The sequence below is a fragment of the Vibrio sp. M250220 genome, from assembly GCF_036533795.1.
GTDB lineage: Bacteria > Pseudomonadota > Gammaproteobacteria > Enterobacterales > Vibrionaceae > Vibrio.
Map to the genome: position 1 here is coordinate 16,451 of NZ_JATABI010000051.1, position 11,175 is coordinate 27,625.

Annotated in this window: 12 protein-coding genes; 4 read left to right on the forward strand and 8 right to left on the reverse strand. The window is 43.0% G+C overall.

The genetic code is table 11. From position 1 onward, the window contains the following. Window positions 1-6: 6 nt before the first annotated feature. Window positions 7-768: a DeoR/GlpR family DNA-binding transcription regulator gene (locus QTN94_RS16290; RefSeq protein WP_331418187.1), complete on the reverse strand. Its 762-nt coding sequence runs from the start codon at window positions 766-768 to the stop codon at window positions 7-9. A 431-nt stretch (window positions 769-1,199) separates the two neighbouring features. On the opposite strand from QTN94_RS16290, the gene pykF reads away from it, so the two are divergent. Next, window positions 1,200-2,612, forward strand: coding sequence for a pyruvate kinase PykF (pykF, locus tag QTN94_RS16295; protein ID WP_331428266.1), 1,413 nt, complete (start codon window positions 1,200-1,202; stop codon window positions 2,610-2,612). Between the two features lie 94 nt (window positions 2,613-2,706). Here pykF and QTN94_RS16300 read toward each other — a convergent pair whose 3' ends face one another. After that, window positions 2,707-3,402: an oxidative stress defense protein gene (locus QTN94_RS16300; protein WP_331418704.1), complete on the reverse strand. Its 696-nt coding sequence runs from the start codon at window positions 3,400-3,402 to the stop codon at window positions 2,707-2,709. Between the two features lie 96 nt (window positions 3,403-3,498). Next, window positions 3,499-4,395 (reverse strand): LysR family transcriptional regulator ArgP, encoded by an 897-nt coding sequence (locus QTN94_RS16305; RefSeq protein ID WP_331428267.1) that lies wholly within the window; start codon window positions 4,393-4,395, stop codon window positions 3,499-3,501. A gap of 137 nt (window positions 4,396-4,532) precedes the next feature. Here QTN94_RS16305 and QTN94_RS16310 point away from each other — a divergent pair, with 137 nt between their 5' ends. Continuing rightward, on the forward strand, window positions 4,533-5,156 hold the full coding sequence (locus QTN94_RS16310; protein ID WP_331418706.1) for a LysE/ArgO family amino acid transporter: 624 nt from the start codon (window positions 4,533-4,535) through the stop codon (window positions 5,154-5,156). Window positions 5,157-5,172: 16 nt separating this feature from the next. Beyond that, on the forward strand, window positions 5,173-5,661 hold the full coding sequence (locus QTN94_RS16315) for a YbaK/EbsC family protein (RefSeq protein ID WP_331428268.1): 489 nt from the start codon (window positions 5,173-5,175) through the stop codon (window positions 5,659-5,661). Window positions 5,662-5,724: 63 nt separating this feature from the next. On the opposite strand, the gene mscS is transcribed toward QTN94_RS16315, so the two are convergent. The 4 genes from mscS to epd form a co-directional block, all read right to left on the reverse strand. After that, window positions 5,725-6,591 (reverse strand): small-conductance mechanosensitive channel MscS, encoded by an 867-nt coding sequence (mscS, locus tag QTN94_RS16320; RefSeq protein ID WP_331428269.1) that lies wholly within the window; start codon window positions 6,589-6,591, stop codon window positions 5,725-5,727. A gap of 324 nt (window positions 6,592-6,915) precedes the next feature. Continuing rightward, window positions 6,916-7,992 carry a class II fructose-bisphosphate aldolase gene (gene fbaA, locus QTN94_RS16325; RefSeq protein WP_138970699.1) on the reverse strand — a complete coding sequence of 359 codons (1,077 nt, stop codon included), beginning with the start codon at window positions 7,990-7,992 and terminating at the stop codon, window positions 6,916-6,918. A gap of 153 nt (window positions 7,993-8,145) precedes the next feature. After that, a complete protein-coding gene (locus QTN94_RS16330) occupies window positions 8,146-9,306 on the reverse strand; it encodes a phosphoglycerate kinase (RefSeq protein WP_269377539.1) in 1,161 nt (386 codons plus the stop codon). 182 nt (window positions 9,307-9,488) lie between these two features. After that, a complete protein-coding gene (epd, locus tag QTN94_RS16335) occupies window positions 9,489-10,523 on the reverse strand; it encodes an erythrose-4-phosphate dehydrogenase (protein WP_138970697.1) in 1,035 nt (344 codons plus the stop codon). A 197-nt stretch (window positions 10,524-10,720) separates the two neighbouring features. Here epd and QTN94_RS16340 point away from each other — a divergent pair, with 197 nt between their 5' ends. After that, window positions 10,721-10,957, forward strand: coding sequence for a hypothetical protein (locus QTN94_RS16340; RefSeq protein WP_138970696.1), 237 nt, complete (start codon window positions 10,721-10,723; stop codon window positions 10,955-10,957). A gap of 69 nt (window positions 10,958-11,026) precedes the next feature. Here the strand turns inward: QTN94_RS16340 and QTN94_RS20675 are convergent. Then, on the reverse strand, window positions 11,027-11,175 hold a 149-nt coding region (locus tag QTN94_RS20675; RefSeq protein WP_443088801.1), incomplete at its 5' end, for a transketolase-like TK C-terminal-containing protein.

Here is an 11,175-nt window from a genome sequence, read left to right on the forward strand (position 1 = left end):
TTTTGGTTAGGCGCAAACCACTTTCACGCCATGAAATTCAATTTTTTCTTTAAACTCTGGGGTTAAGTCTTTGTTTGTAATCAATATGTCAATCACATCCCAAGCCAGTTCTAGGTTAGGGATCTTGCGACCAATCTTTTCTGATTCCACCATAACAATGACTTCCCGCGAGACTTCAGCCATAACTTTACTCAGGCCAACCAACTCATTGAACGTAGTTGTACCTCGCTCGAGATCGACACCATCCGCTCCAATAAACAATTGGTCAAAGTCATATGATCGTAGAACAGATTCTGCCACCTGCCCCTGAAACGACTCTGAATGTGCATCCCAAGTGCCCCCCGTCATTAGCAAAGTAGGCTCACTTTCAAGTTCATTAAGTGCATTCGCAACATTGAGTGAGTTGGTCATCACGATCAGCCCTCTCATCCCATCAAGCTGCTTGATTAACGCCCCTGTAGTGCTACCACTATCGATGACAATACGGTTATGCTCTCGAATCAACTTTGCGGCGGCTTGAGCCAACTCATTCTTTCGAACCGAAACATTTTCACTCATTTCATCGCTAACGACTTCTTTCGGTAATGCTATCGCACCACCATAGCGACGAAGTAGCTGCCCATTCTTTTCCAAAGAAGCCAGATCCTTTCTGATCGTTACCTCAGATGTTTCAAACTGAATGGATAGAGCTTCGACACTGACTTCTCCTTTTTCATTTACAAGGTTAGAAATCGCATGCCTTCTTAGCTGCGTGTTTCGTTTCGACATTTAATCTTTGCCTCTAAGTTTCGAAGTGAAAGCAATTATAGTCAAGTCGAAAGATTTAAGTCCATTTATTTTGATCCAAAAAATTAATAAATTGCGCAAAAACCTTGTCCTAAGACAATTCTTAACCAGTGATATTGAAATGATTCGGTGGTAGAATTCGCACCCGAAAAGAAAATAAATTACAGAAATGACCGCTATTTTTTTGCAACCTAACGAATATATCCTAGTGTTGTCACAGAAATGCGGCCTAAAATCCCAACCAGTTGGTCATAAAATGACTAAACTTGGTGAAAGACTTTCAGTTCTGGAGCCGACATAAACCACTACCGTGTTGATAAGTTGGCAGGCACAAAATGCTTCAACACCTGTAGTTGCTTCAGACCAATAACCGACTTTCAAATTGTAAATCTATCGACCGGAGAGAATCTTCCATGAAAAAGACCAAAATCGTATGTACGATTGGCCCTAAAACTGAATCTGTAGAGAAGCTAACTGAACTAGTAAATGCAGGCATGAACGTTATGCGTCTTAACTTCTCTCACGGTGACTACGAAGAGCACGGCACTCGTATCGCGAACTTCCGTAAAGTAATGGAAGAGACTGGCAAACCACTTGCTATCCTTCTAGACACTAAAGGTCCTGAAATCCGTACTATCAAACTAGAAAACGGCGACGACGTTGATCTAGTAGCTGGTCAAGAGTTCACTTTCACAACTGACATTTTAGTTGTTGGTAACAAAGACAAAGTAGCAGTAACTTACGCTGGTTTTGCAGCTGACCTAAATGTTGGCAACACTATCCTAGTAGACGACGGTCTAATCGAAATGGAAGTTGTTGCAACGACTGACACTGAAGTTAAGTGTAAAGTTCTTAACAACGGTGCACTAGGTGAAAACAAAGGTGTTAACCTTCCAGGCGTATCTGTAAACCTACCAGCTCTATCTGAAAAAGATAAAAACGACCTGAAATTCGGTTGTGAGCAAGGCGTTGATTTCGTTGCTGCATCATTCATCCGTAAAGCGTCTGACGTTCAAGAGATCCGTGAAGTGCTCGCTGCAAATGGCGGTGAAAACATCCACATCATCTCTAAGATCGAAAACCAAGAGGGTGTTGATAACTTCGACGAGATCCTAGAGCTTTCTGACGGTATCATGGTTGCTCGTGGTGACCTAGGTGTTGAAATCCCAGCTGAAGAAGTAATCTTCGCTCAGAAGATGATGATCGAGAAGTGTAACCGTGCTCGTAAGATGGTTATCACTGCGACTCAAATGCTTGATTCAATGATCAACAACCCACGCCCTACTCGTGCAGAAGCTGGCGACGTAGCTAACGCAGTTATGGACGGCACAGATGCAGTAATGCTTTCTGGTGAAACAGCGAAAGGTAAGTACCCAGTTGAAGCGGTAACTATCATGGCTCAAATCGCGAACCGCACTGATTCAGCTCTAAAAGCTGAGCTAGGTTCTCGTCTAGACAGCCCACGTCTACGTATCACTGAAGCGGTATGTAAAGGTGCTGTAGATACAGCTGAAAAACTAGCTGCACCACTAATCGTTGTTGCAACTGAAGGTGGTAAGTCTGCACGTTCAGTACGTAAGTACTTCCCAACTGCAAACATCCTAGCTCTAACAACTAACACTAAGACAGCTGCTCAGCTAGTTCTAACTAAAGGTGTTACTCCAGTTGTTGTTGATTCAATCGACAGCACTGACGCATTCTACGTAGCGGGTAAAGAACTTGCTCTAGAATCAGGCCTAGGTAACAAAGGTGATATCGTTGTGATGGTTTCTGGTGCTCTAGTTGCATCAGGCACAACTAACACAGCTTCTGTACACGTTCTATAATCAGAGCGTTTACTGAAATAGAAAAAGAGGGCTTTAGCCCTCTTTTTTATTTTCTGTTTGATGACTTACCATTAATTGAACAGCAGCAATAGCGTTAGTCGAGTTTATAAATCACGTCTACTCGATCGCGAATGACGATTTGGGAATCCTGATAGCCATTGGACTCAACCTTCGCATCCATTGCCATTGATCTCATTAAAACGGGCTGTTGCCCCGACATGTTGTAGTCAATACGCCACACACCTTTCAGTTCTTTGCCAAATCCCTCAGCCAAAGATTCAGCCTTACTATTGGCATCTTTAATCGCCGCTAAACGGGCCTTCTGCTGATATTGTTCCTGATCTTTAACTTGCAGCTGAATATTGTCGACTTGGTTGATCCCTGAGTTCAATGCAAGATCCAAATATTGGTTGAGATCCTCTAGGTGTTGAACGGTAACCGTAATACTACGCGACGCTTTATAGCCAACCAATTCTGGTTTGCCCTTTTTAGGATAGTGGTATTGCGGAGTAATATAGAGGTTAGAACTGGTGATATGCTTACTCTCCACCCCTTCTTTACTCAACGCGCCTAAGAATTCCGATACAACTTGATCAACTGACTGCTTAGCTTGTTCCGCGGTCATGGTTGATTCAACAACCTTAACTGAAAACTGAGCCATGTCTGGCGTCGCAATCACTTCGCCATATCCGGTTGTTTCAAGATGTGGGAAGTCAGGGGAATTGGCTGCTGCACCAAAGCTCAGCATGGCGACGGACAATGATGCAATAACAGACGAAACAGCTTTCATACTAATTTACCATGTGGACTTAACTGCATACATCATAGGTAACGAACTCATTTTGACCAAGCCACCTCCGTTGATCTGACAAAGAATTAACCAAATCTATTTCGGTAGTTGTTGATGGCTATAGCCAACAATAGCCTGCGTTATCTCCTTGAGCAGACCTGTTTCTAACTGCCAGTGATGCCAGTAAATCTGAAAACTCAGAATAAAGTTAGGCATGAGATCGATTAAGCTCCCTTGTTCCAGTTCTTCACTAATTTGCAGACGCGGTATTAAGCAATATGCCACTCCCAGCAGGGCCAACTTAACGAATGCTTCTGAGCTGGCTACTTGATGGTGAGTGATGCTTTCGGGAGATAAGTTAAAATGCTGCTTGAGAAACATTTGATGCATCTCATCGTATTGATCAAATGAGACGGCAGGTGCGCGTTTCAAGGCCTCTCGGGTGACACCACTGGTAAAGTAACGCTGTGCAAACTCTGGATTGGCAACGCATACATAGTCCATCCGTCCAAGATACTCGGCGTAGCAACCTGAAATGGGCTCAGACTCCCAGCTAATCGCACCTGTCACTTCACCTTTCTTTAGCTTATCTAAAGTTCGATCTTCGCCATAAACGGCCAGATTAAATTCAACATTGCGTTGTTTCATGATGGGAGTCAGAGCTGGCAACAACCAAGTAGCCAAACTGTCAGCATTGGTTGCAATAGAGATCTGAACAGGGCGTAAATTCTCTTGATTGGTTAATTCGGGTAACACCTCGCTTTCCAATAGCTGTACTCGATGATACAGCCCCATCAACTTCTTTCCTGCTGTCGTTAGCCTAGGTGGCTGCTCGCGAATCAGAACCGATTTAGCTAGGAACTTCTCTAACTGTTTTACCCTCTGAGATACGGCAGATTGTGAGATACATAACTGCTGGGCAGCACGCTCAAAGCTTCCTTGGTTAACAACCGCTTCAAGGGCCTCAACCCATTTGTAATCTAAACCTCTCATAACAATCCTTATAACAATGCTTCTCAATCAAAAAATTAGCAAAACTTATCATTCATTAAAATCATTAATTTCACTTATATATCTATCTCTCCTATTTTATTCACTCTCACCATCATAGGAACGAAGGAGTAAAAACGGTGAATTTCTGGCTGGTATTACAAGGGTTTGGCTTGGGCGCAAGTATGATCATTCCGATAGGCGCTCAAAATGCTTATGTTCTTAATCAAGGAATAAAGCGCCATCACCATCTGACAACCGCAACAATCTGTAGCTTGCTGGATGCATTTTTTATTTCACTTGGCATATTCGGTGGCGGTGCGCTACTTGCAAGTAATACCGCACTGCTAACGACAGTGACCCTTGGTGGGATTGTATTTTTGACCATTTACGGCCTACTATCACTCAAAAGTGCATTTAATCAGACGGCTGACCAAGGAGTCAGCTCAAACCTTATCAAATCGAGCGGCAGAAAAGCGGTGATTATTGGCGCACTTGCTGTCACGGTTTTAAATCCACACCTCTATTTAGATACCGTGGTCATTTTAGGGTCGATTGGCGGACAATTTGAAGGTAGCGACAGATTAGCTTTCGCGGTAGGTACGATTCTCGCTTCGTTCGTTTGGTTTTATTCCCTCTCTGTCGGTGCAGCGAAATTGGCTCCAACACTGTCTAAACCAAAAGTAAGAAGAGCGATCGATATCGGCGTTGCTCTGATGATGTTTATCATCGCGGGCATACTAGCGAACGAACTGAACTTCTAGCACAAAGGAAATAACGATGAACAAATTGGATGAGATTTATCAGTTCAACATCTCGCTCCTCAAACATTTAGGGATAGAGTTTCGCCAGTGGCAACATGAACCTATTCTCGATTTTGCCACCGATGTCATCGTAGCTGAAAAGCTTGGCTGGACAGGTACGCATAGCAAGAGCCTGTTTTTAAAAGTAAAAGGTGGCGGTTTTGCTTTATACCTTACACACGAAGATAGACGTCTCGACAGTAAAGCCATTAAAGCCTTGCTTGGTAAGCGCCCTTCAATTTGTAGCGATGATGAAATGACGTCACAGTTGGGGTGTTTACCGGGGGCCGTCTGTCCATTTGGTATCCCTGAACAAATACCCATAGTCGTCGACAAGGATTTATATCAAACCGATGAGATTCTCTATACCCCAGCTCACCCAGAATTAACCATTGGCTTTGCTGCACACTCATTGCCTATGATTCTCAATAAACTTAGCAATCCTATATATGAACTCACCACTTAGCGGACTGATAGGAATAAAAAAAGCGAGGCTATTGCCTCGCTTCTAGGTAATTATTGCACTCGATTAAGCGTCAACTTTATTCAAATGCACATCCATTTGTGGGAATGGGATTTCAATACCTGCTTCATCCAATGCTTCTTTAATTGCTTGCATTGAGTCAAAGTAAACACTCCAGTAATCCTCAGTTTTACACCATGGACGCACTACAAAGTTCACTGAAGAATCAGCAAGCGCTAAAACACCAATGGTCATGCCTGGATCTTTCAAAATACGCGCATCTTTCTCAAGAGCTTCACGGATCACTTGCTTAGTTTGTTTAAGATCTGATTTGTAAGAAACACCGATAACCAAATCCACACGACGTGTCTCATGGCGTGAATAGTTGGTAATTGGGCTACCGATAACGCCAGAGTTAGGAACAACGACCATTTTGTTGTCAGGCGTTTTTAACACTGTTTGGAAGATCTGAATCGCTTCTACGCTACCCGCAACACCACCAATTTCCACATAGTCACCAGACTTAAATGGACGGAAGGCAACAATCAGAACACCTGCCGCAAAGTTAGATAGTGAGCCTTGCAGAGCAAGACCAACAGCAAGACCGGCAGCACCGATAACAGCAACGACAGATGCGGTTTGAACACCAACTCGGCCTAACGCTGCAATAAGTACAATAACAAATAGCAGGTAACGAACTAAACCGTGGACAAACTCAACAACCGCTTTGTCCATATCTTTCTTTTCTAATACTTTAGAAACGCTGTTCGCTACTGCTTTAACGATGATATTACCGATAAACAGGATCAGAACCGCTGAAATGATATTCACACCGTACTGAACCAATAAATCAGAATTACTTGTTAGCCACTTTTCTGCTTGGCTTAAACCATCAACTAGGGGAGTTTCGATCCCCGCTGATTCACCTGCCATATATGTATCCTCAAAAAATTTATGATTCTATGAACCAAACTGCTATAGATTATTAATCAACAATGACATCTCTAATACATTTGCTGAAGCAATGTCAGTTTTTCGGCACGATATCACTTTTGACTATGTAAAAAGTCAAGTTTTTGCAAAGAGAGCGAAAACAAAGGCTTACAAGAAAAACCTGACAAGCCTTTACAAGGTTACGCAAAGAGATCAACTTTCGCCAGAATTTTTATTGAGACAACCCTACTTATGCTTTGAACTTATGCATAAATAAAAAACCGCTCATTGAGCGGCTTTTTCAACATCAGCTTGTTAGACGAATTATAGTACGTCTACTGCGTTTAGGTCAGCAAAAGCTTTTTCTAGACGAGCGACCATTGAAGCCTGACCTGCACGTAGCCATACGCGTGGATCGTAGTACTTCTTGTTTGGTGCATCTTCGCCAGTTGGGTTACCGATTTGACCTTGTAGGTATTCACGGTTTTCAGCTTCGTACTTACGGATGCCATCCCAAGTTGCCCACTGTGTATCAGTATCGATGTTCATTTTGATAACACCGTAGCCGATAGATTCTTGGATCTCAGCTTCAGTAGAACCAGAACCACCGTGGAATACGAAGTTTAGAGCGTTTGGTGCAATACCGAACTTCTCTGCACAGTATGCTTGAGAATCACGTAGGATAGTTGGAGTTAGAACAACGTTACCTGGCTTGTATACGCCGTGTACGTTACCGAAAGATGCTGCGATAGTGAAACGGTGGCTAACTGCGCTTAATTTCTCGTACGCGTAAGCAACGTCTTCTGGTGAAGTGTAAAGCTCAGAAGCGTCCATGTGAGAGTTATCAACACCATCTTCTTCACCACCAGTACAACCAAGTTCGATCTCGATTGTCATACCCATTTTAGCCATGCGCTCTAGGTACTTAGCACATGTTTCGATGTTCTCTTCTAGAGACTCTTCAGAAAGGTCTAGCATGTGAGAAGAGAATAGAGGCTTACCAGTTTGAGCGAAGTACTCTTCACCAGCGTCTAGTAGACCGTCGATCCATGGAAGAAGTTTCTTAGCAGCGTGGTCAGTGTGTAGAATCACTGGCACACCGTAAGCTTCAGCTACAGCGTGTACGTATTTCGCGCCAGCTACAGCACCAAGGATTTGAGCACCTTGACCTTCAAGTTTAACGCCTTTACCAGCGAAGAAAGCTGCACCGCCGTTAGAGAACTGAACAACAACTGGAGCTTTCACTTTAGCTGCCGCTTCTAGTACTGCGTTTACAGAGTCAGTACCAACAACGTTTACTGCTGGTAGAGCGAAGTTGTTTTCTTTTGCAACTTCAAAAACTTTCTGTACGTCATCGCCAGAGATTACACCTGGTTTTACGAAATCGAAGATCTTAGACATGGATTTAATCCTATTTATCTGTCGTTTTAAAAATAAAACTTGTTAAGTTTAAATTCTTGCAAACGTTTGCTCACAACTCGCGCTATTCTAGCAAAGAAGTGTGATGTGCAGCAAACAAGAAAGCGGGAGATTAACTCCCCCGCTTTCACTTAATTACTTAGCACGCTCTTCAAGCATCGCTACAGCTGGAAGTACTTTACCTTCAACGAATTCAAGGAATGCGCCGCCGCCAGTAGAGATGTAAGAAACGTCAGCCTTGATACCGAACTTGTCGATAGCCGCTAGCGTGTCACCACCACCAGCTACAGAGAAACCTGCAGACTGAGCGATTGCTTCAGAGATACCTTTAGTACCTGCTTCGAAGTTCTTGAACTCGAATACACCTACAGGGCCGTTCCATAGGATAGTTTTTGCGTTAGCGATGATTTCAGCTAGTGCAGCTGTTGAATCTGGACCTAGGTCGAAGATCATGTCGTCATCAGAAACTTCAGATACGTGCTTGATTTCAGCTTCTGCGTTTTCATCAAATGCTTTCGCACATGCAACATCAGTTGCAACTGGAATAGAACACTCTTTCATTAGTTTTTGAGCCGTTTCAACTAGGTCAGCTTCGTATAGAGACTTACCAACATTGTGGCCAGCTGCTGCAATAAATGTGTTTGCAATACCACCACCAACAACAAGTTGGTCAGCCACTTTAGATAGAGACTCAAGAACGGTTAGTTTAGTAGAAACTTTAGAACCACCAACGATAGCAACAAGTGGACGCTCTGGGTTGTCCATTGCTTTACCTAGAGCTTCAAGTTCAGCAGCTAAAAGAGGACCAGCACATGCTACAGGAGCGTTCATACCTACACCGTGTGTAGAAGCTTGAGCACGGTGAGCAGTACCAAATGCGTCCATTACGAAGATGTCACAAAGTGCAGCGTATTTCTTAGATAGCTCTTCTTCGTTCTTCTTCTCGCCTTTGTTAAAACGAACGTTTTCAAGAACAACAAGCTCACCAGTGTTTAGCTCTAGGCCATCAAGGTAATCTTTTGCTAGTTTAACTTCGCAATCTAGAGCGTCGTTTAGGTAGTTAACTACAGGTTGTAGAGAGAACTCTTCTGCGTATTCACCTTCAGTTGGACGACCTAGGTGAGAAGTAACCATAACTTTAGCGCCTGCTTCTAGACAGTGCTTGATAGTTGGTAGAGATGCTAGGATACGTGCATCAGAAGTCACTTTGCCTTCTTTTACTGGTACGTTTAGGTCCGCACGGATAAATACACGTTTACCTGCTAGATCCAGGTCAGTCATCTTGATTACAGACATGATGTGTCCTCTCAAATATTAAATAAGTAAAGTTATTCAGTCACCCGGCAACCCTGCCAAGCTCAATAATTCTTCAAACTGGTTTTGATATGGAGATACTTCATATTTATTTCAAGGGTAAAAATAAATATTTCTCCTTGCCGCAAACTACATTTATCCCCTAGATAGTTGGCGTTGCAGCGTCAAATATGACGGGGAGCAGCTTGCATTGCGAGCGCAGTATCCAGCATACGATTCGCAAAGCCCCATTCGTTGTCACACCAAACAAGCATCTTAACTAGATGGCCGTTACTAACTCGAGTCTGTGTACCATCGACAATCGCGCTATGGGGATCATGATTAAAGTCGATAGAAACGAGCGGCGCTTCAGTATAGTCAACAATGCCCTGTAATGTACACTGAGATGCGTTAACAATGGTTTGATTTACGTCATTAACTTTCACATTTGTATTAATTGTGACACTTAAATCCATTGCAGTAACGTTAACTGTCGGTACTCGCACTGAAATTGCTTCAAATTTGTTAGAAAATTTCGGGAATATTCTTTCAATTCCTTTATGCAACTTAGTGTCCACTGGAATGATCGATTGACTTGCAGCACGCGTGCGACGCAGATCCGAGTGGTAAGCATCGATAACTTGCTGATCGTTCATTGAGGAATGAATGGTGGTGATGGTTCCGGATTCTATCTCAAATGCATCATCGAGCGCTTTGATAATCGGCACAATACAGTTTGTGGTACAAGAGCCATTCGACACTATCTTGTCGTCAGCTTTGAGAGTTTGGTGGTTCACCCCATAAATAATGGTATTGTCGAGATCATTAGCACCAGGATGAGAGAAAAGAACTTTCTTCGCCCCTGCTTTTAAATGCTCTTGACCGTCAGCTTGAGAACCAAAGACGCCGGTACAGTCTAAAACCAGATCAACCTCTAAATCACGCCAAGGTAATAGCTCAATCTCACTTAGATGAAGGATACGAATAGAGTCAAACTCTCCACTTTCATGGTGAATATAGATATGCTCTTGGTCATTGGTTACTTTTTTGCCAAAACGACCATGACTCGTATCGTACTGCAGTAGGTGTGCCATAGCATCAGGTTGTGCCAACTCATTCACAGCGACGACTTTAATCTGCTGGCTTTTGCCACTTTCATATACTGCTCGCAGTACATTACGACCGATACGTCCAAATCCATTGATCGCAACTCTAAGCATGATTCCTTCGCCTTACATGATTTTCGTGTCACAAATAGTAACCGATAGCTATCAAAAGCGCATTAAGTTAGTGATATGGAGCGAGCTTTTCCACATATTCACATGGCATCATATCTCAGCATTTTATATCATGGAGATGGATAAATTATTCCTATTGGCTGTTTTTCTTCAACTTTCATCAACCAAAGGAAATGATTATGTCTGGTTACCCAGCGAAACACTTTTGCCAACAATGTTCAAAAGAGACACCTCATAGCGAAGTTTTGGTGAGGAAGCCAAGCCGTTACGATAATGACCCTTCTTTACTAGGCAAAGTCAAACTTCTCCTTCATAGCTTCATCAATGGTGGACACTACTACGACATGGACAGATACGTAACATGTAAAGAGTGTGGTCACAAGCAGCTAGACAACTGGGGTAAAGAGTTTGAATAGGCACAAGCATTCGTGATAGAAAAAACCGAGCCAATGGCTCGGTTTTTTTTATTTGTTGCAACTGTATGCTTACGCTAGCAATTCTTTTGCTGTGTTTACTACGTTTTCAGTAGTGAAACCAAACATCTTGAACAGTTGGTCAGCTGGCGCTGATTCACCAAATGTTGTCATGCCGATGATCTTGCCACCGAAACCAACATACTTGTACCAGAAGTCCG